This is a genomic window from Paenibacillus sp. IHBB 3054 (assembly GCF_051594305.1).
GTDB lineage: Bacteria > Bacillota > Bacilli > Paenibacillales > Paenibacillaceae > Paenibacillus_AQ.
Map to the genome: position 1 here is coordinate 64762 of NZ_JBOFBG010000017.1, position 20933 is coordinate 85694.

The window sequence follows — 20933 nt, forward strand, 5'->3', positions numbered from 1 at the left end:
TCGACTTCGTACAAAACTCACTTCGAAAGCATAGACTTAAGTTTTGTGAGCATAGCATCCTTGAATCGACTTCGTACAAAACTCACTTCGAAAGCATAAGCTTAAGTTTTGTGAGCATAGCATCCTTTTCACACACTATTATAACGTTAATTACACTACATAAGCTAATCCGGCAAGCATGGAAGAGTGACTTTAAAGACAGTGCCTCCACCGAGAGTACTCTCCACGCTGATGTTCCCGTTATGTGCATCCACAATAGACTTTGTAATGGACAATCCAAGGCCCGAACCGCCGTATTTGCGCGTGCGCGAGGAATCGCTGCGGTAGAACCGGTCGAACACATGGGGGAGATGGTCAGCAGAGATGCCGGAGCCGTTGTCCCTGACAGTCAGCGTTGCTTCGGTGTCCCGGGCGTGCAGGGAGATATGGATCGTCCCCTTGTCGGCATCCGTATGCTGCACGGCATTGTGGAACAAGTTGAGAATGACCTGTTTGATTTTGTCGGGATCATACATGCCACGGATGCCGTAAGAAATATCGAAAGTGACCTTGCGGTTCGCGGCCAGCACCAGGAGCTGCGGCTGCATCTCATCGATGACTTCACCCAGCAGCAGGTTCTTGACCCTTAGCTGAGGCGCGCCGTCCATACGGGCCAGCAGGAGCAAGTCTTCGACCAGCTTATTAATCCGTTTGGATTCACCATGCATGCTGTTCAGTGCGCCGTAAAGCTGGTCTTTATTATCCGCAGCTCCCCGCAGCAGCACCTCCAGGAAGCCGTGAATCGAAGTGAGGGGAGTCCGCAGCTCATGGGAAGCATCGGCGGCGAAACGCCGCATTTGTTCCTTAGCTTCACGTTCATTATGGAACGAAATTTCCAGACGCTCCAGCATCCCGTTGAAGGACTGGGACAGTTTGTCGATTTCTGTCTGTCCCTGGTTGACGGGGAAGCGTACGTCCAAATTGCCTGCGTCGATGATTTGCGCGGCTTCGCCCATATTGGATAAGGGAACCAGTGTTTTGCGCAGTGCAGGCAAATATAGGAACAGCCCGGCCAGTAAAGCAATTACCGCCAAGCCGGCGAAGATCATCAGCTGCTGCATGATTACATCTCTCAGCGGGCCGGTGACCACGCTCATTTGCAGCAGCATTTTGGGTGCACCCGGTTTGCGCAGATTCATGAACACGGCCAGGTGCTCACTGCCATCCTCAGCGGTTATCAGCCGGTATTCTCCCGTTTGTTTGTCCGTAGTATGTTTGAGCAGCTCATCATACTCTTTGTTCGTCATTCTTGGAGCGGCAGAATCGGAAAGCGTATCCTCCTGGAAATCCTTGAAGGTGCCGTCCGGGCTATAGATGGCGATAGTTGTATGGGCATCCAGCAGGAGAGGACGCCTCTCACCGCCCATCCGCTGCCCGTCCGGGCTGGTGTCCTGGTTCTCCCCGGGTGCTGCGTTACCGCCGCTCGTGGCGGGGCTGGCACCAGGCAGTTCCGGTTTAACCATCCCTGGTGTGCCTGTTGTCCAAGAAGGGTCTGAAGCGCCTGAAATACTCAAGTCAGCCGGAGTACTGTTCTCGGAATTGAGAAACGTAAAATAGAACTCACGCGGCACGGACCGCAGCTGCGTTTCCATGGATTCCGCCCGGTTGGTGTAGATGAAGTTCCGCATCAGCACATACTGCAGCACACCGATCAGCAGCAGCAGCACGGACAAAATGATGAGCGAGATGGCCAGCAGCTGCTTGCGCAGGGAACGCGGAGACGGTAGCCTGCTGATGAAGCCCGAGAGGCGGGCAATCATACCAGGTCCACGCGGTATCCTGCGCCGCGCAGCGTGCGGATAATCTTATGCTCTTTATCGCCAAGCTTCTCGCGGAGAGAACGGATATAGACCTCCACGATATTTTCCTCTCCGCCAAAATCATATCCCCATACCTTGTCCAGAATCATCGGCTTGCTCAGTACCAGGCCATGATTGATGACCAGGTATTGCAGCAGCTCATATTCGGTAGGGGACAGCTCCAGAACCTCTTCCTTGTGGCGGATTTCCTTGCGGCGGCCGTCAATCCGGAAGGGGCCGCAGCGCACTTCCCCAAGCAATCCCGGGAACTGATTGCGCAGCCGGGCCTGGATCCGGGCCAGCAGCTCGTCGAAGCTGAACGGCTTGACCATATAGTCGTCAGCCCCGATGGACAGGCCCTTGACCCGGTCGTCCACTTCGTCTTTTGCAGTCAGCATGATGACCGCAATCTCCGCTTCTTCTGAACGCAGGTAACGGCAGACCTCAAAGCCGTCCATGCCCGGCATCATCACATCCAGAATGGCCACATGCGGTTTGAAATCGGCAGCAATTGCGATCGCGCTCACACCGTCAGGTGCAGTCATTACTTCAAACCCTTCGTTCATCAGACCCAGTTCCAGAAACTGCAGGATATGAGGCTCGTCATCTACGAGCAGTAGTCGCACGCCTTGGGCAGCTTTCATGAGTAGTACCTCCGTTTACAGTAAAAGATAGTTCATTATGACACATTACGTTGAACGTTTGCTGAAAGAAGCGTCTGCTTAAGTTCAATATCAGATTAGAATTTTTAGTTCATGGTTAATCATTCTGGTTAATCTAATAATAAGAAATACAAGTGTTATTAATAAGGAATGTAATTACAATTTAAGGTTTTTGGAATTCAATAAAGGGTTTTGACGGCGACTCTAGAACACTTTACAATAAGGATACAAACCCGGTTTTTGGAGAGCTTTTCTCATGAATCCGGCAACTTGTCCCGATATCAGGTGTCCCCTCGTTTGTTAACCTTATCCAAATTTCCTATCAAGCACATTTCTTTCATTTTACTTCTTGCTGGTTCACTTCTTTTTGAATTCTATCTTGGGTCTATTTCGCACCACCAAACTTCATTCAACCTTATTTATTACATGCTTTACTACCCATATGTCAAGGAGGCTCTTCCATGAAGAAAAAAGAAATGGTAGCCATGCTATTGGCGGGAGGCCAAGGGAAAAGGTTGAAGGGATTGACCAAAACGCTTGCCAAGCCCGCTGTTTATTTTGGGGGAACTTACAGAATCATCGACTTCCCCTTAAGCAATTGCTCCAATTCAGGTATTGATACAGTTGGCGTGCTCACTCAATATGAGCCGCTTGTACTGCATTCATACATTGGGGTAGGAAGTGACTGGGATTTGAACCGTAAGGATGGCGGTGTATTTGTATTGCCGCCGCATGAACGGGAGAATGGAAGCAGCTGGTACCGGGGAACGGCTGATGCAATTTACCGCAATCTAAAATTTGTTGATCAATTTGATCCGGAGCATGTGCTTATACTTTCCGGTGACCATATTTACAAAATGGATTACAATGCTATGCTGCAATACCACAAATCTAGAAACGCCGACTGCACCATCTCGGTCATTGATGTTCCGCTCGAGGAGGCCAGCCGCTTTGGCATTCTCAACACAGATGAAGATCTGAAGATTTATGAGTTTGACGAGAAGCCGGTGAAGCCGAAGAGCACGCTGGCGTCGATGGGCGTTTATATTTTCAAATGGGAGGTTCTCCGCAAGCATCTGCTGGAAGACGGGGAGAACGCAGACTCCTCCCATGATTTCGGCAAAGATATTATTCCTCTGATGCTGGAGGATGATAAATCCCTTTTTGCCTATCCATTTGAAGGCTACTGGAGAGATGTAGGTACAGTGGCCAGCCTGTGGGAGGCCAATATGGATTTGTTAAGCGATCATCCGCCGCTGAATCTGAATGATCCCAATTGGCGCATTTTCACCCGCAATCCGAATCAGCCGGCACAATATGTAGCTCCAGGAGCGAAGGTATCGAGCTGCATTATTAATGAGGGCTGCATCGTGTACGGAGAGGTGAAGCATTCGGTGCTCTTTTACGGTGTGGAAGTGGGAGAAGGCAGTGTCATTACCGACTCCGTCATTATGCCCAAGGTCAAGATCGGCAAGAATGTACGGATCCATAAGGCTATCATCAGCGAAAATACGGTAATCGAGGATTATATGGAGATCGGAGTCGATCGGGAGAATGAGGACGAAATCCTGCTGATCGATAATCGGAGCAAGAAACGTAAATCAGTTGCAGCCAAAACCATATAACCATTAGAGGACGGTGAACCGGGATGAAAAAGCTTATGGGTGTAATCAATCTTGATCATGAACTGGATAAATTAAATGAGTTGACCTATTTCCGCTGCGGTGCTGCCGTGCCTTTCGCCAGCCGCTACCGGCTGATCGATTTCGTTCTTTCCAATATGATGCGGGCGGAGCTGGAAAGCGTTGGACTGTTTGTCCGCCGTAAATACCGTTCGCTGATGGACCATCTCGGCGACGGCAAGTCCTGGGATATGAACCGCAAGCACGGAGGACTGTTTATTCTGCCGCCCGACTGGAATGATCCGACAGACACCTCGCTTGGGGATTTGCAGCATTATCATAACAATCTGGATTTCTTCAAACGGGCCTCAGCCAAATATATTGTGTTCTCCGGCAGTCAGCATATCAACACTGTGGATTTCCAGGAGGTGTTCCAATACCATCTGGAGAAGGGCGCGGATGTAACGCTTGTCTACAAAACGATAGACCAGCTGCAGCCAGAGCATGATCCCTGCTTGCGTGTTGAGGTAGACGAAGAGAATGCGGTTACGAATATTCATCATGAGAAGGACCATCACAATGTGTATCTGGATATCTTTATCATGGAGAAAAAAATGTTCCTGGAGCAGGTAGAACATTGCATCGCCCATGGCGAGAGTTTCTTCTTCCGCGATGTGATCCAGAAGAACCGGCACAAATTCAAAATTGCCGCCTACGAGTACAAAGGTTATCATGCAGTGATCAATTCGCTGGAAAGCTATTACAAAAATAGTCTGGAGCTGCTCCGCCAGGACAATTATTTCAGCCTGTTCAAGGAGAATCCGGTGCAGACCAAGATTAAATATGAAGCGCCAACCCGTTATCTGGACAGCGCAGAGGTGAGCAACTCCCTGGTGGCCAACGGCTGTATCATTGCCGGAACTGTGGAGAACAGCGTGATCTTCCGGGGCGTGCAGATCAAGGAAGGCGCCCGAATCATCAATTCTGTCATCATGCAGAAATGTGTAATTGAAGAAAATGCCGTGATTGAAAATGTCATTATGGATAAAGATGTGCACTTAAGCAGAGACCGGATTCTGGTTGGAGATAACAAACGTCCATTTGTTATAGCCAAGAGCAGCAAAATTTAACCTCAGGATCAGATGAACCGGGCAGCACCCCGTTCAGCTGATCCTGAGTTTTCATAAATATGCCATTCACAAAATAAGGATCTGTCAGGAGGAACCCGCTGTTGTTCAACGATAAAGAAACCTTTAAACAAGCGTTCCGCGAGGCACTCATCAGGAAATTGGGCAAGCCGCTTGAAGAAGCTTCGAATGCTGATGTGTATAACATCATCGGCAATATGATCCGTGAGAATGCAGGCAAAAACTGGGCAGATACCAACCAGAAGTATAAGGTTGATAAGGAAAAGCAGGTCTACTATTTTTCCATGGAATTTCTGATTGGCAGGCTTCTGGGCAATAATCTGCTCAACATGGGCGTGCTGGAGGTAGTACGCGAAGGACTTGCAGAACTGGGCTTTTGTCTTCAGGATATTGAAGAGGAAGAAGCAGATGCAGGCCTTGGTAACGGAGGTCTGGGGCGTTTGGCTGCCTGTTTCATGGATTCGCTGGCTTCCCTGCAGTATGCAGGGCATGGCTGCGGCATCCGTTATAAATACGGCCTGTTTGAGCAAAAGATTGTTGACGGATATCAGGTGGAGCTGCCCGATTATTGGCTGCAGAACGATAATGTGTGGGAATTGCGCCGGGAAGACAAGCAGGTGGAAGTGCGGTTCTGGGGACATGTGGAGACCAGTGAGGAGAACGGTGAGCTGGCCTTCGAGCATAAAGAATATGAAGCGGTGCGGGCGGTTCCTTATGATATTCCGATTATTGGCGCGGACCGCAAGCATGTGAATACACTGCGGAACTGGAGTGCCGAATCGATCAACCCGTCTTCGCGAATAACCGGCTCCCTGGCTGGAACGGATTATCACAAGTTTCTGGAATACAAACGTTCGGTGGAATCCATTTCGGAATTCCTGTACCCGGATGATTCACAGTATGAAGGCAAGCTGCTCCGTCTGAAGCAGCAGTATTTCTTGTGCAGCGCAGGTCTGCAGAGCATTCTGCGGACGTACAGCAAGACGGGCCTGCCGATTGAACTGCTCCCAGACAAAGTGGCTCTGCATATCAATGATACGCATCCAACGCTGGTTATCCCTGAGCTGATGCGGATTCTGATGGATGAACACGGCATCGGCTGGGATCAGGCCTGGAGCATGACGACACGGATGGTGTCTTATACCAACCATACCATTCTCAGCGAGGCGCTGGAAAAATGGCCGATGGGGATGGTCCGGGAGCTGCTACCGCGTATTTTCCTCATTATTGAGGAAATCAATGCACGGTTCTGCGGCGAGCTGATGAGCAAATATCCCGGCGATCAGGACCGGATCAACCAGATGGCAATTATTCATGATGATCAGGTGCGGATGGCCCATCTGGCGATAGTAGCCAGCCATAGCGTGAATGGAGTGGCTGCGCTGCATACGGAGATTTTGCAGAAACGCGAGATGCGGCTGTTCAATGAGATGTATCCGCACCGTTTCAATAACAAGACGAACGGCATCACGCACCGCCGCTGGCTGCTGCATGCCAATCCCGAGCTGGCCGGATTGATCAATGATTCCATTGGCACACGCTGGATTCACCATCCGCAGGAGATGATCGGGCTAATTAAATATTGTGAGGATGCTTCATTCCAGGAGCAGGTGGCCGGCATCAAACGCCGCAACAAGCAGCGCCTGGCGGAATACATTGGCAAGAAGCATGGAGTGCAGGTAGACCCGGATTCCATCTTCGATGTACAGGTCAAACGGCTGCATGCCTACAAACGCCAGCTGCTGAACATCCTGCATATTATGCATATGTATAATCAGCTTAAAGACAATCCTTCTATGGACATGGTGCCGCGCACCTTTATATTCGGGGCCAAGGCCGCACCTAGCTATCATTTGGCCAAACGGATTATTAAACTGATTAATACTGTGGCTGATGTCGTCAACAAGGATCCGGATATCAAAGGCAAGATCCGCATCTTTTTCCTGGAGAATTATTCGGTCTCTTTGGCGGAGAAGATTATTCCCGCAGCCGATGTAAGCGAACAAATCTCTACAGCAAGCAAGGAGGCTTCCGGCACCGGCAACATGAAGTTTATGATGAACGGTGCGCTGACCATCGGCACGATGGACGGGGCCAACGTGGAAATGCACGAAATGCTGGGTGACAACAACATGTTCCTGTTCGGACTGCGGGCAGAGCAGGTGCTGGATTACTACCAGTATGGGGGCTATCATTCCCGTGATATCTATAATGGCGATGGACGAGTCAAGGAAGTGCTGGATCAGCTCATCACACCGGGGCCAATCTGCTGCCATACCCAGGAGTTCGATTCGCTCTATCAGTCACTGCTCGACAATAATGATGAATTTTTTGTGCTTAAGGATTTTGCCAGCTATGTGGAGACCCATGTCAAAATCGATCTCGCCTACCGCAACCAGAAGGAATGGCTGAAAAAGTCGATTATCAATATCGGCCATTCCGGCAAATTTTCCAGTGACAACACGATCAGCCGCTATGCCTCCGAAATCTGGAATATTAGTCCGGTCCGGCAGTAATCGGGCGTTGTCCTCAGCATAAGAATGATCAACAGCAAAAAGGCCGCCACAAACGCAGGTACTCCTGCGAATGTGGCGGCCTTTTACATGCAGCCGGGAAAATTAGATTACGTCCGAAACCATAGCCGCGAACCGCTCCAGGAAGCGGCGTTCCTCATCATCGAAGCGGTGCTTGAGCGGGCTGTCGATATCCAGCACACCTAGCAGCCGGTCCTCCTTAATCAGCGGCACGACGATTTCGCTGTTCGAAGCGGCATCACAGGCAATATGTCCCGGGAAGGCATGAACATCATCCACGACGAGCGTCCGGCGTTCGCTTGCGGCCGTTCCGCATACTCCGCGGCCCAGTGGAATACGGATACAGGCAGGCAGTCCCTGAAAGGGTCCAAGCACAAGCTCCTTGCCGTCAAATAAATAGAAACCGGCCCAATTGGTATCCGGTAGAGAGAACTTAAGCAGTGCCGAGGCATTCGCCAGATTGGCAACGGCATTTGGCTCCCCTTCCATCAGCGCTCCCAGCTGGGATAGAACCGCTTCAAAACGCTCGCTGCGCGTTCCGTCGTAGGGCATAGCCTGAAACATGAAGCATCACCTTCCTGTACCTTGAGTCAGTATGAATCCATAACTGTAACTAACAACATAGTACAGCAACGTTCAATACGTCAAGCATTACCGGATTTATGCAGATTGCAGAGCTCACACCCTTACCGTAACAGTCCCTCGTGTTTCCACAAGCCATCACTAGGGTAATGCTTTTATAAGAATAAGCAGTGATTGAATTTACTAAAATTGGAGGCTTTTGGCCGGAAGGAGTGGAATATGCGCGCCGATGTACAGAACTTGTTCGTAGGAATCCATATGCTTTATTTTGCACATGAGAGGGACCTTACAGTATCAGAAATGCAGCCGGAACTCGAGAATTTGGGATACCGGGTCGCGGAACGTGAAGTGAAGCAGGAACTGGAACGGCTCTCCCAGGAGAACTTCCTGACTGCCCATGGCGAGGGGTTCAGTATTACCGGGACGGGTATTGAAGAATTCAAGGCGATTCAGGAAAAGCTCCAGGTTCTCTGCACCGAGGTGCTTAAGCCGGTCAAGGCAGCAGGGGCCTCAGGGTAATCCTGGAGATTATGCCGGTTTTCACTATACAACAGCATGAGCGAACATTATGCACAAAAACAAACGTCTGCATCAGGGTGGGATCAAGCCGCCCCGGTAAAGGCGTTTTTCAAACGATTTCTCACTGAAACGGTACCGTCCCGGTTAAGGACAGTACCGTTTCTATATGTGAAATTTATGTTTCTATTCAGGACATCCTTACATATGTTGTATACTTATAAGGTTGGAAGGGGACGAGAGCGTTGTACGTGTGCAATGGGATGGTACCGGCTTTGAGCGGTGAAAGAGTGGAACTGCGTGTTATGACCGAAGATCATGCCGCCGCATTATATGACCTCTGGTGTCATCCTGAGGTAGCGCCCTGGCTGGACATGCCCCCTCTGTCTTCGGCTGCTGATGCAGAGCATCTGATTGGATTACTCCGGCAAATGGCGCGGGAAGAAGAGAGTCTGCGCTGGAGCATCATAGGACCGGAGGGTGACGTAATCGGCAGCTGCGGCTATAACTACTGGCAGCTGCCGGGAGCGTACCGGGGAGAAATCGGCTGTGAGCTGTCACCGCCCCATTGGGGGCAGGGATATATGCAGGAAGCGCTGGAGCTTGTACTGGATTTCGGCTTCGGCACCATGGGGCTGAACCGGATTGAAGTATTGTGCCATCCGGACAATGTCCGGGCGCAGAGGCTGTTTTCAGCACTGGACTTCCGGCAGGAGGGGCTGCTGCGGGAATACCGTCATACGTCCTCAGGCTTTCAGGACGTTATTTTGTATGCGCTGCTGCGCAGTGAGGCCAGACGCTAATATATAGAGAGAGGATTTGGATTCATTGAAGTCTCCAGGAGAAACAGAACGCAAGCTTATCTTGATAGGGGTGCTGCTGGCTACGTTTTTGGCAGCAATTGAAGGAACAGTAACCGGACCGGCCGGACCGGCGATTGTTGGGGATTTCCAGGGGATGCAGTGGCTGAGCTGGATATTTACCGCCTATCTGCTGGCCATGGCGGTCACGACCCCGATATTTGGCAAGCTGAGCGATCTGATTGGCCGCAAGCCTGTGTTCATCGGTGGAGCTGTGGTATTCTTGCTCGGCTCGCTGCTGTGCGGCATATCGCAGAGCATGGAACAGCTTATTATATTCCGCGGCATCCAAGGAATCGGAGCGGGAGCACTGATTCCGATGACCTTTACGATAATCGGTGACATCTACAGCATTAAAGAACGGGCAAAAACACAAGGGCTGCTGAGTTCGGTATGGGGGATCTCCTCTCTGGTTGGACCGCTGCTCGGCGGCTATGTTGTTGATTACTTAAGCTGGCGCTGGGTGTTTGTGTTTAATCTGCCTTTTGGCCTGTTATCGATTATATTTATTTCCCGCTATCTGAAGGAAGAACGGGTAAGACGCAAGACGAAGATTGATGTAGCCGGTGTGCTGCTGTTCGCGGCAGGGATGGGCGCGCTGCTCTTCGGACTGACGACAGGAGGGCAGAATCTGCCCTGGACGTCTCCGCTGCTGCTGGCGATATTGGGGGCGGCAATTCTGCTGCTGGTAGTATTTCTGTTTGTGGAGCGCCGTGCTCCTGAACCGATGCTGCCGCTCACGCTGTTCTCTGTTCGTAATATTGCTGTATCCACCGGGGCCAATCTGCTGGTCAGTACCTTGATCATTGGCTTGTCCACCTATGTACCGCTGTGGGTTCAAGGAGTGTTCGGAAAAAGTGCAGCCCTCTCAGGCCTGCTGCTCGCTCCGATGTCGGTAGGCTGGATGCTGGGCTCCATTGCCGGAGGACGGATGATCCTGCGCTCCGGCTCCCGCCGGACGGGCATGCTTGGTCTGGCGCTGATTTCCATAGGGGCCATCGGCCTTGCGTTTATGAACGGGGATTCCTCACAGTTGCTGCTTCTATGTCTTATGCTGTTCTGCGGAGTCGGGTTTGGCTATGCCTCTACCGTCTTTACCATTATCGCCCAGTCCTCTGTGGAGCATGAGCAGCGCGGGGCCTCAACGGCACTCAATACGTTTACCCGTTCACTCGGGCAGACGGTTGGGGTGGCAATTTTCGGTTCCTGGCTGAACCTTACGATTGACAGACGGCTGGCGGAGCAGCCCGGCAGTGCAGTTACAGGGGATGACATCAATACACTGCTTAATCCGCATGGCGGCAGCACACTGACCGGGGAGGCCTGGAGCAGTCTGCATGGTGCGCTGGAAGGCGGCCTGCATTCACTTTTTGTTGTGATGGCGGCATTCGCAGTTTTGTCCCTGATTATTTCTTCGGGTCTGCGGAGTGGTGTTCCTTCCATTGCAGAGGAGAATCCGGTGCTCAAGAAGGCTTAGTGAATAACACTTGTGTCAGAACCCTTCTATTGCTGCAAGAAAAAAGAAACGGCTGAGTCATCCTTAACAGGACGGCTCAGCCGTTTCTACTTGATCTAGAGCACTACTAAAAAGTGAATAGATTCACAATCTCGTCGGCCCGAACCCTATTTGCGTGGGAGCGGGGAGAGTTTCTCAGCCTGCAGACCCATCTTCTTCAAAAGAATAATCATTTGTTCCTTCTCTTCATCACTCAGGCCACTAAAAGCGAGGTGCAGACGCTCCGAATACTTCGGATACATTTCGTTCATCAGATGTTCGCCTTCCGAAGTCAGCTCGGCGAAAATAACCCGGCGGTCGTTTGCGCAAGGCTTGCGCTGCAGGTAGCCGCGTTCCTCGAGCTTGTCGATCACGTAAGTAACATTTCCGCTCTGCAAGAGCAGTTTGGCGCCGATCTGCTGAATGGGTTGTGGCCCCTTATAGTAGAGGACCTCCATAACAGCAAAAGCAGTAGGATTGAAACCTTCAATCTTGCTTCCGGTAACGGCATGCTCGTTGATGCTCTTGAAAGACTTGGCAAAAACCCGGTACAAATGCAATGTCAGTTGAGTATCGCGTTCATAGGATTGTATCATGCTTCTCCACCCTCTATCGTTAATCGTTCGGGTTGCCCCGTACGGTACTAAATCATGGCTTGAATTACACGGTTTAGCCGTGCAATGACTTGATATAGCTTTACAATACGTCAAACATTGGATCAAGAACATGTGATTTGTCACAATGAGCACACTTTTAATTATTAAAAATCAAACATTTTTTTTAGAGCGCGCAAAAGGTGCATATTGAATTGGTTTTTTGGTGTACGTCTCCGGCAGGAGGGCATTTTCAGCCTCTGGCGCAGCGGAGATTTACTCCCGGGGATTGATGAACAAACCTTTGGTTTCCCTTACTATAAATTACAAAGAAGCAAAGATTAGCATGGGGAGTGTTGCCTGATCATTGTGTAATCTGGGGATCTTTCCTTAAGCCGGAGAGGTCTCTTTCCGCACTTCGGGGAAGTAATGTTTGATGATTCTTCCCATTTGTCCGTATAATGGATAAAAAAGAACGGCAATAGCAGCCGGGACACTTGTGAATTGACACTTAGGAGATGGAAGCCGTATGAAAGAGACAGAGTTTGAAGATGAGTCTGCAGAGGGGTTCAGAGCTGAGGGCGAATGGGAAGAGGAAGATATTGTGCTCGATGTTTCCATTGAGGAAGCCGGTTACGAAGCGGGCGACAAACGGATTTCAGATGTTTCTTTCCAGGTGCGGCGCGGCCAGCTGCTGGGATTGATCGGACCAAACGGAGCAGGGAAAAGCACCACCATCAAGACGCTGCTCGGCTTGTTGAAATATGCCAAGGCTAAAGTGATTATCGGCGGAGAGAGTCAATCGTATGCATACGTGCCGGAACAGCCGGTATTTTACGAGGACCTGACACTGTGGGAGCATCTCGATTTGGCAGCTGCTGCCTATGGTTTGAGCTATGAAACCTTTGTGGCCACCGCCGAGAAGCTTCTGGTGCAGTTCGGTATGGGAAATGTGCGGGATGACCTGCCTGCAGGCTTCTCCAAAGGTATGAAGCAAAAGATGATGCTGATGCTTGGCTTCCTGGTCCAGCCCGATGTCTACATTGTGGACGAGCCGTTTATCGGGCTTGACCCCCGTGCCACGAAGGATTTCCTGCGTCTCCTGGAGGCCGAGCGGAAGCGCGGTGCGGGCGTTCTGATGTCCACGCATGTACTGGATACTGCGGAGAAAATCTGCGACAGCTTCGTACTGATCTCCAGCGGGGAAGTAACAGCAACAGGCACTTTGGAGGAAATCCGCGACATTGCCGGATTGCCGGAGGGGTCGTTGTTTGATTGCTTCGACGAATTGACATGAGCAGTCAGGAACAGGCTGTTCTAAACCCTAAAACTTCCGGCAAAAAAGCCGGGTATGCTTTTCCTACGGCTCCGCAGCTGTTCCGGCGGCGCCTGATCTCCCATTGGCGTGAGCAATCGGCGATTATCCGTACGGCGGCCGACTGGACGGTCCTGCTCTACCTCGTTATTCCCGGCGGCCTGCTGGGCGGACGGTTCTATTTCGGGTTCTGGAGCGGGGAAATGCCAACATGGACGACCGCGACCCCCTTTATGCTGCTTCCGCTGCTGCTGGCGGCTCTAATTGCTACCGGAGGTATGGTGCTGCTGCTCCAGGAAGGGGATTCGTTGTTTCTCAGGCAGCGGCAAAACTGGATCAGAAGCATTATGCTGCGGGGGCTTCTGTATAGTCTTACCGTAACTGCCCTCAAGATGGCTGCGGTATTTGCTATTCTGCTGCCCTTCATCGTCCGGGGGTACGGACTCAGCGGGGCAGCTGCCGTATCGCTTCTTGCAATGACCATAACCTGCAGCTGGTGCGTCAAACTGCTGGGACACCTTGTTAAAGTACAGCGCCAGGGCTTCCGCCGCTGGCTATGGCTCATTCCGGCCGTGACTGTCCCCTGTGCCGCTTATGTCAGGGCTGCTATTTATTGGGACAGCCAGCCCTTGCTGCTGCTGGCAGCCGGTGCCGTATATGGTGCTGTGGTTGTATGGGCCATACGCTTCCGCTTGCGGCTGCACGCAACCTTTATGAGCGATGTGCGGGAAGACTACAAGCAGCGGATGAGAATTGCCGGTTTATTGCTGCGCGGCGTGCTTGATAAACCGCGCCCCACACGCTATAAACCATGGATTTTCCGCAAATCTGAGCCGCTCCTGGCTTCGAAGCAGCCGGAGAGCCGCTTCGCGGCGGCAGGCATTAAAGCACTTGTGCGCAATCCGGCACACCTGAAGCTCTATTTTGCGTTCATGGGCGTTTCCATGATAGCTATTTTTATCGTTCCAGGGGTTTTGAAATGGGGGTTGCTCATTATTCTGGCGTTATTAATGGCCTACTGGCTGACTTCTTTCTGGTTATTGTTTGCAGGGGACGACTATATCGGGATCCTGCCCTTTACCAAAGCTCAGAAAGCCGATGCCGGTTCCGCAGCAATACCGATTCTGCTAGTTCCATATACAGCAATCTGTTCTGGTGTGGTGTGCATTCCTTTGTATGGATGGTGGGGGCTGCTGCTGTTTATTCCACTCGGTTATTTAATCGGGGTTTTCATTGCCAGAATGTTCAGCACGATGCGGTTTCAGAGATAGGTGCTGCAGACCCGATAAATACAAAACAGCGTTACTTGCGGACTTACGCAAGTAACGCTGTTTTTAAATGTTCGCCCGGCATGGGCGATAACTTGGCGGGTTTAGTAGTCCTAGTCGGTGGACGCCCCCTTGCTTCTAATGCTGTCCAGCTGCATGTTTGCCCGCTGTGTAACCTGTGGAGAAAGCAGCGGTAATATTGTAGCCGCCGGTATAACCGTGAATATCCAGCACCTCACCGCAGAAATAAAGTCCCTGCATAAGCTTAGACTCCATCGTCTTGGGATCGATTTCCTTCAGATTGACACCTCCGCCGGTAACAAAAGCTTCAGCCAGAGACCGGGTGCCGTGAACATAGACCGGCATCCGTTTCAGAAGGGCGGCCAGCGCTTGCAAGGCGCTTTTGGGAAGATGATGGCCGGTGATGTCTCCGTCCACCCCGGCTTTGGCCAGCAGCAGCGGAATGAGGCGCTCCGGAATCAAACCTTTCAAGGAATTGCGGATGGCCTTCTTAGGCTCCAATTCCAGCTTGTTCTGCAGCTGGGACTCCACCTCCTGCGGGTGATGGTCGGGAAAAAGGTCGATGGACAGCTCAACTGTGTCCGTTCCGGATTTGCGCTGGACCTGTCGCAGGAACTGGCTGCACCGCAGCGCAATCGGGCCGGACAGCCCGAAATGAGTGAAGATCATATCTCCCCGGTGGGAGATCACCCTCTTGCCTTTGGGATTCCAGACACTCAGCGTCACATCCCGCAAGGACAACCCCTGAATTTCCCCTGATTTGATCCATTCCTCCCTAGAAACAATGGGCACTTCCGTCGGGAACAGCTCCGTAATTGTATGTCCGGCGGTGATCGCCCAAGGATAGCCGTCCCCGGTGGAACCGGTCTGAGGCACAGATTTGCCTCCCGTGGCGATTACGACAGCGCCAGCGGCAACCCCCTTGCCTGATTTCAGGCGGATTCCTTCTACTTTACCGTCTCCGTACAGCACCTCCTGCACCGGGCTATCTGTCATAATCTGCACACCCAGGCTGCGAACTTTGCCGATTAGAGCGGAAACGACGCTGGAGGCCTTGTCCGACACGGGAAACATCCGCCCGTTGTCTTCCTCTTTCAGGGCGATGCCCAAATTTTCAAAGAAATCTACAATATCGCGATTATTAAAATGATCAAACGCGCTGTATAAAAAGCGGCCGTTGCCCGGGATATGGGCAATAAGCTCGGAAGTTTCCTTGACGTTGGTTACATTGCAGCGCCCACCGCCCGAGATTCCCAGCTTCCGGCCCAGCTTAGCCCCTTTATCAATCAATAATACGGAGGCGCCGTGCTCCGCGGCGGCCACGCTGGCCATCAGTCCGGAGGGGCCGCCTCCAATGACGATCACATCATAGTTGCTCATGAATCTGCTCCTTTACATGCTCAAGGTATAGCGAATTTCAGCATTTTCGGTGTTCTACTAACGGCATCATACCATTCCGGCCGCGGTGTAGCCAGACCTGTGGAACCCGCATGTGATTATCGTTGTCAGAAAAGCCCGGCTGTGCTTTAATCTAAGGGGAAAGGGTAATTTGTCCAACTTGGGGAGTGATTGCAATTTTAGATGCGGTAAAGGATATTTTATTGCAAATCTTATCTGCCAGTTCCTTTATATTTCTATTCCAATGGTGGCTGGACCAAAGCCACATAATACGCAGAAATCGGCAATTTCCGGATGATCAGGCTTTGCTGATTATTTGCTGTGCCATTAGCATTACCCTCTGCACCATTTTCTCAACAACATTATTCGGGGTTGTTTATTTGAATTTGGCTATATTGCCCGCTTATATCGGTATATTATATGGGAATTTCCGCTCCGGGATAAGCCTGGCTGCTTTTTTTATGCTCTGCACGGCTCTGTTTTCGGTACCACCGGGAATCGGCAATATGGTAGTTAATACTGGGGTTTTTATGTTTCCGCTATTGTTTAGCTTTGTCCGGCCTTTTAAGAAGGGAAAGATTGTTCAGAAGATAGGCATGCTATGGGCTATTCTGGCCCCCAGCATGCTCTTTATTGTGCTCATGCCCAAAATGAACGGCAGGAATATATATGAAACTCTTTCGGCAGATACCTTGCTGGTAACGGTATATCTGTTTATTGCCATTATGCTCGGCGGATTATTTATATTTTGCATCGAAACCGCTTGGGATAGGCTTCAAATCAAGGAGCAGATGAAGGGAATCTCCGAGAAATTCAAGCTGGAATCAGAGAAGCTTCAGCAAATTACCGACGCAGTACAGCTGAATATTATGTCGATGGATGACAGCGGGTATGTGACAGAACTTAACGAATTTATGCTCAAGCTGATTCATCGCCATTATCCTGAACTGACAAGGGAGACTATAATGTCCCAGCCTGCAGGCCAGCTTTTCAGAAAATATATTGACGAGCAGACCTATTCCCGGCTGGAGGACATCGTCCGCAGCAAACAGCGCACCAATGCCAAAATTAAATGTGCAACGAGTACATATCAAATTTATACGGAGCCTCTGCTGCGGGATTCCGGAATTCCTGGCGGCATTGTGATGATCGTTCAGGATCTGACCGAGGAGGCGAAGCTCCGCAGCGAGCTTGATAATGTAGAGCGGCTAACGCTGGTTGGACAGATGGCTGCAGGCATCACGCATGAGATCCGCAATCCCATGGCAGTCGTTCGCGGATTTCTCCAGCTTATGAGAGAGAAGAGTCCGGGAGAACTGGATTCATACTACCAGATCGTGATGGATGAGCTGGACCGGGCCAACGCCATCATCAATGACTTTCTGTCACTCGCACAGACCCGTGTATCGGATAAAGAAATGGTGCAGCTTCATCTTATAGTAGAAGAGCTGAGTCCTTTGATCTGGGCGGATGCCAATCTCCGGGGCCAGAGCATTGAACTCCGGCTAAACCCGTCATTGCCTCTGCTGATGCTGAATGTCAGGGAGATTAAGCAGCTTGTCCTTAATCTGGCCCGCAACGGGATGGAGGCCATGGACCCGAAGGGGGTGTTGACCTTGGAGACACGTGTGAATGAGGATAGAGTTGAGCTGATGATTAAGGACACTGGAGGCGGAATTTCAACAAGCCAGATTGAGAATTTATTTGTCCCCTTCTTCACAACAAAAAATCATGGAACCGGGCTCGGGTTATCGCTTTGTCTGAGTATTGCCGAGCGGCATAACGGAAAGATTGCGGTTGAATCGCAGGAGGGCGTGGGCACAGTGTTCACCGTATCTTTTCCTTTTGAGAAGGAAGAAAGTGCAGCAACGACTAGGCTGCTGAAGTGAACGTCCCTTGATAGAGGCACAAGTCACAGACGATGGGCTCCGCTGCAGCAGCAGGTCCCTCCCTTGCTTTCACAGAGTATGCATGTATAATAAAGTTAGTAAGTGCTGCTGTAATGCAGCCTGACCAAACACTTTATAAGGCAAAGGAGAGTGCAGAGGAATGTCCATGTCATTTAATCAATATATGAGAGATTCAATTCAGCCTATGCGTGATGACCTGACAAGTATCGGGTTCCAGGAGTTGTTGACTCCAGAAGAGGTGGAAACCACTCTTCCAACCGCAAAGGGGACGTCGCTCGTTGTCGTCAATTCTGTATGCGGCTGTGCAGCCGGCCAATGCCGTCCTGGTGTAGCCCAAGCTTTGCAGAACGAAATTCTGCCGGATCATCTGTTCACCGTGTTCGCCGGACAGGAGAAGGAAGCCACTGCTAAAGCACGTGAATACTTCGCTCCATATCCGCCTTCTTCACCATCTATCGCTTTGATGAAGGATGGAGAGCTTGTTCATTTTATTGAGCGTCATGGGGTAGAAGACCGTTCAGCTGCCGAAATTGCTGCTGAATTGAAGGAAGTATTCAACCGTTTGTGCCAGTAATAGCGGTTAATTCATAGGATCTCGCGGTGGCCGGCAATCCGGCTGCTGCGGGATTTTTTCAAAATATAATTTATATGTTCAAAGTGATGAAACGGGGTGTGGTTTGTGAGCTTGCAAGAAGAGATTATTGCTGCCCTCGGCGTAAAGCCGGCCATTGATGAAGAGGCAGAGGTACGGAGGCGTGTCGATTTTCTGAAAGCATATGTACGGCAGGCAGGAGCAAAAGGGCTGCTCATTGCGATCAGCGGCGGGGTCGACAGTGCGGTGGCAACAGGCCTGTGCAAACGGGCAACCGATGAGCTGACCGCAGAAGAAGGCAAGGAGTACATCACCCTTGGCGTATTCCAGCCTTACGGTGTTCAGGAGGATATCGAGCATAGCTACGCGGTGGCTGAAGCTTTTGAACTGACACATAAGGTTGAGACCAATATTGAAGAAGCTGTAAATGAGATCGCACTTGAGGTTGAACACAGCCTGAAAGCGCTGGACCAGCACCGTCACATTACACATCAGGGCAAAGGAAATGTGAAGGCGAGAACCCGCATGGTTATGCAGTACGCACTCTCCTTCGAGAATAATCTGCTGGTAGTGGGAACGGATCATGCTTCCGAGGCCATCACCGGGTTTTACACCAAATGGGGCGATGGCGCAGTCGATATTACACCGCTGAGCTCGCTGAACAAGCGCCAGGTACGCCAGCTTGCAGCCTATCTGGGAGTACCGGCGGATATCGTGACCAAAGCACCGACGGCCGGCCTCTGGCCCGGACAGACGGATGAAACCGAGCTGGGTATTACGTATGATGACAACAGCGACTATCTGGAGGGCAAACAGGTCAGCCCTGAGGTTGCCGGGAAACTGGAAGCGTATTACCGGAGAACGGCGCACAAGCGCAATGTAATACCGGGCATCTAGAAGGAGAGGTTTATACAAAAACCGCCGGAGATCTGAGTGCATACTCAGACTTTCCGGCGGTTTTGTGTGTAGTATTATATGATATGGCGGTCTTCCGTTGGCGGCGGGCCGGCGGTTATCCGGCCAGTACGCTGCGGATAAATTCGCGGGTAGCGTCGATCGCCTGTTCCAGCTGCGGAGTGGTCCCGGCAAAAGGATGGACACTGCCAAAGGTATGATTGCCCTCCGGAATTTGCACCCGCTCTATATCGGGCCGGAGGTTGACCAATTGCTCCGAGCCGCGGCGCAGCCGTTCGCTATCCTGGGTCCCCTGAATGAGGACAACGGGGAAAGCGGCAGTTTTCATTCGCTCCAGAAGATTGTAGCGCTCGGCTTGCCGCTCTAAATCTTCAATAATGACGGCATCGAGCGGCATTTGCTGACCCGTGCGGCCATTGAGTACATGAGTCCGGCCGCTTTGTTTCATTTCGCGTTTTTGTTCATCTGTGAACAGATCCAGATCGGTGATTCCGTTCCAGGAGATGACTCCGGCAATCTCCTCCGGGTGGTCCAGTGCGTAAAGCAGACAATCGCCGCCGCCGCGGCTGTGACCCAGCAGGAATAAGGGCAGGCTGCCAAATTTATGATGCTGGCTGAGATAGGAGAGCAGGATCTCCATGTCTTTGATCTCGCGGTTATAGGTATTGCGGGCGAACTTCTCAAGCTCGGTGAAATTCTGCAGATCCTCACCGATTCCCGCATGGGAGAAATTGAAGGAGATCACTTCATGCTCCTGGCTGAGCGCGGCTGCGAGGTAAGGGAACATTCCCCAATCCTTAAAGCCCTTGTACCCGTGGGCAATAACAATCAAACTATTGGCTTTGCCTTGAGCAGGAAAATGTGAGCAGCGCAGGACGGCATCTTCTCCGGCAGGCAATTGAAAATTGCGGTTCATGGTCGATTCCCCTCTCTTTAGCTTCAGAGATTATTATGTCTTCTTAATATAGAATTGAGATTCTGTGGTTAAGATTCATGATGAGGGAAGTAGCAGGATAGACTTCGGCGGTTTTTTCTTTTAAGATAGCAGAAAGAATCCGGGACAACTATAATCTATATGATTTACGGACAATGTATATGAAGATCATACCATTAACAAAGCTATTAAGGATAGCTATCAGATTGAAGCGGTTTATGACTGCACGTCCATAAGGAGCGTGGGATTTTGATATACGGGATCGGGCATGATGTGCTGGAAATCCAGCGGATTGAAGCATTAATGAATAAAGGATCTGGAGCGAAGTTTATCCGGCGCATCCTTACAGAGGCAGAGCTTGAGCTTCTGGAGCGGCGGGGCGGCAACGCTGCCGAGTTCATAGCCGGACGGTTCGCGGCCAAGGAAGCGGTTGTGAAAGCGCTGGGCTGCGGCATCGGCCGGGAAGTGGGGTTTCAGGATATTCAGATCCTGCCGGATGCATATGGCAAACCGATAGTTACACTCTCGGAGGAGGCCTGGGAACGGCTCCGGCTGAAAGGCCGGGAGTACCTCATTCATCTTACCATTACCCACAGCCGTGAGCTGGCTTCGACCTTTGCGGTAATGGAACGGAGGGTTTGAGCGGCAAGGAAAGCTGGAGCTTACAGCATGGGACTTGAATGAACTGACGGGCCGTGACTCCACTGATGCCAGTGTGAAGTGAATATAA

The 20933-nt window shown here is 51.1% G+C and carries 18 protein-coding genes; 12 read left to right on the plus strand and 6 right to left on the minus strand.

Annotated elements, in window-relative coordinates:
* Nucleotides 1–164: 164 nt before the first annotated feature.
* Together ACQ76X_RS18875 and ACQ76X_RS18880 are read right to left on the minus strand one after the other, a co-directional pair.
* Complete coding sequence (locus ACQ76X_RS18875; protein WP_438495427.1) at nt 165–1799, minus strand: sensor histidine kinase; 1635 nt, start codon at nt 1797–1799, stop codon at nt 165–167.
* Nucleotides 1796–2482: a response regulator transcription factor gene (locus ACQ76X_RS18880; protein ID WP_076112818.1), complete on the minus strand. Its 687-nt coding sequence runs from the start codon at nt 2480–2482 to the stop codon at nt 1796–1798. Before ACQ76X_RS18880 ends, ACQ76X_RS18875 begins: the two co-directional genes overlap by 4 nt.
* Before the next feature lie 479 nt (nt 2483–2961).
* Between ACQ76X_RS18880 and ACQ76X_RS18885 the strand changes: the two genes are divergently transcribed.
* The 3 genes from ACQ76X_RS18885 to ACQ76X_RS18895 all read left to right on the plus strand — a co-directional run bounded on the left by ACQ76X_RS18885 (nt 2962) and on the right by ACQ76X_RS18895 (nt 7786).
* Nucleotides 2962–4125: a glucose-1-phosphate adenylyltransferase gene (locus ACQ76X_RS18885; protein WP_038585522.1), complete on the plus strand. Its 1164-nt coding sequence runs from the start codon at nt 2962–2964 to the stop codon at nt 4123–4125.
* Between the two features lie 23 nt (nt 4126–4148).
* On the plus strand, nt 4149–5252 hold the full coding sequence (glgD, locus tag ACQ76X_RS18890; protein ID WP_038585525.1) for a glucose-1-phosphate adenylyltransferase subunit GlgD: 1104 nt from the start codon (nt 4149–4151) through the stop codon (nt 5250–5252).
* Nucleotides 5253–5353: 101 nt separating this feature from the next.
* Nucleotides 5354–7786 carry a glycogen/starch/alpha-glucan phosphorylase gene (locus ACQ76X_RS18895; RefSeq protein WP_438495428.1) on the plus strand — a complete coding sequence of 811 codons (2433 nt, stop codon included), beginning with the start codon at nt 5354–5356 and terminating at the stop codon, nt 7784–7786.
* Nucleotides 7787–7888: 102 nt separating this feature from the next.
* On the opposite strand, the gene ACQ76X_RS18900 is transcribed toward ACQ76X_RS18895, so the two are convergent.
* Nucleotides 7889–8368, minus strand: coding sequence for a GAF domain-containing protein (locus ACQ76X_RS18900; protein ID WP_076112815.1), 480 nt, complete (start codon nt 8366–8368; stop codon nt 7889–7891).
* A 237-nt stretch (nt 8369–8605) separates the two neighbouring features.
* Here ACQ76X_RS18900 and ACQ76X_RS18905 point away from each other — a divergent pair, with 237 nt between their 5' ends.
* The 3 genes from ACQ76X_RS18905 to ACQ76X_RS18915 all read left to right on the plus strand — a co-directional run bounded on the left by ACQ76X_RS18905 (nt 8606) and on the right by ACQ76X_RS18915 (nt 11239).
* Nucleotides 8606–8905, plus strand: a complete 300-nt coding sequence (locus ACQ76X_RS18905; protein ID WP_038585534.1) for a hypothetical protein — start codon at nt 8606–8608, stop codon at nt 8903–8905.
* Nucleotides 8906–9177: 272 nt separating this feature from the next.
* Nucleotides 9178–9705: a GNAT family N-acetyltransferase gene (locus ACQ76X_RS18910; protein ID WP_438495429.1), complete on the plus strand. Its 528-nt coding sequence runs from the start codon at nt 9178–9180 to the stop codon at nt 9703–9705.
* Between the two features lie 25 nt (nt 9706–9730).
* Nucleotides 9731–11239, plus strand: a complete 1509-nt coding sequence (locus ACQ76X_RS18915; protein WP_438495430.1) for an MDR family MFS transporter — start codon at nt 9731–9733, stop codon at nt 11237–11239.
* 146 nt (nt 11240–11385) lie between these two features.
* Here ACQ76X_RS18915 and ACQ76X_RS18920 read toward each other — a convergent pair whose 3' ends face one another.
* Nucleotides 11386–11853: a MarR family winged helix-turn-helix transcriptional regulator gene (locus tag ACQ76X_RS18920; RefSeq protein WP_076112812.1), complete on the minus strand. Its 468-nt coding sequence runs from the start codon at nt 11851–11853 to the stop codon at nt 11386–11388.
* A 526-nt stretch (nt 11854–12379) separates the two neighbouring features.
* Here ACQ76X_RS18920 and ACQ76X_RS18925 point away from each other — a divergent pair.
* Both ACQ76X_RS18925 and ACQ76X_RS18930 read left to right on the plus strand, forming a co-directional pair.
* Nucleotides 12380–13147 carry an ABC transporter ATP-binding protein gene (locus ACQ76X_RS18925; protein WP_438495431.1) on the plus strand — a complete coding sequence of 256 codons (768 nt, stop codon included), beginning with the start codon at nt 12380–12382 and terminating at the stop codon, nt 13145–13147.
* A complete protein-coding gene (locus ACQ76X_RS18930; protein WP_438495432.1) occupies nt 13126–14436 on the plus strand; it encodes an ABC transporter permease in 1311 nt (436 codons plus the stop codon). The genes ACQ76X_RS18925 and ACQ76X_RS18930 overlap by 22 nt, the downstream gene beginning before the upstream one ends.
* Before the next feature lie 135 nt (nt 14437–14571).
* Here the strand turns inward: ACQ76X_RS18930 and ACQ76X_RS18935 are convergent, their stop codons facing one another.
* Entirely contained in the window at nt 14572–15834 is a 1263-nt protein-coding gene (locus tag ACQ76X_RS18935; protein ID WP_438495433.1) for an NAD(P)/FAD-dependent oxidoreductase, read from the minus strand.
* A 398-nt stretch (nt 15835–16232) separates the two neighbouring features.
* On the opposite strand from ACQ76X_RS18935, the gene ACQ76X_RS18940 reads away from it, so the two are divergent.
* The 3 genes from ACQ76X_RS18940 to nadE all read left to right on the plus strand — a co-directional run bounded on the left by ACQ76X_RS18940 (nt 16233) and on the right by nadE (nt 19251).
* Complete coding sequence (locus ACQ76X_RS18940; protein WP_438495434.1) at nt 16233–17741, plus strand: two-component system sensor histidine kinase NtrB; 1509 nt, start codon at nt 16233–16235, stop codon at nt 17739–17741.
* Between the two features lie 160 nt (nt 17742–17901).
* Nucleotides 17902–18336 carry a BrxA/BrxB family bacilliredoxin gene (locus tag ACQ76X_RS18945; RefSeq protein ID WP_038585544.1) on the plus strand — a complete coding sequence of 145 codons (435 nt, stop codon included), beginning with the start codon at nt 17902–17904 and terminating at the stop codon, nt 18334–18336.
* Between the two features lie 105 nt (nt 18337–18441).
* Nucleotides 18442–19251, plus strand: coding sequence for an ammonia-dependent NAD(+) synthetase (gene nadE, locus ACQ76X_RS18950; RefSeq protein WP_438495435.1), 810 nt, complete (start codon nt 18442–18444; stop codon nt 19249–19251).
* Between the two features lie 115 nt (nt 19252–19366).
* Here the strand turns inward: nadE and ACQ76X_RS18955 are convergent, their stop codons facing one another.
* Nucleotides 19367–20185, minus strand: a complete 819-nt coding sequence (locus ACQ76X_RS18955) for an alpha/beta hydrolase family protein (protein ID WP_438495436.1) — start codon at nt 20183–20185, stop codon at nt 19367–19369.
* Nucleotides 20186–20452: 267 nt separating this feature from the next.
* Between ACQ76X_RS18955 and acpS the strand changes: the two genes are divergently transcribed.
* Entirely contained in the window at nt 20453–20845 is a 393-nt protein-coding gene (gene acpS, locus ACQ76X_RS18960) for a holo-ACP synthase (RefSeq protein WP_076112806.1), read from the plus strand.
* Nucleotides 20846–20933 lie beyond the last annotated feature (88 nt).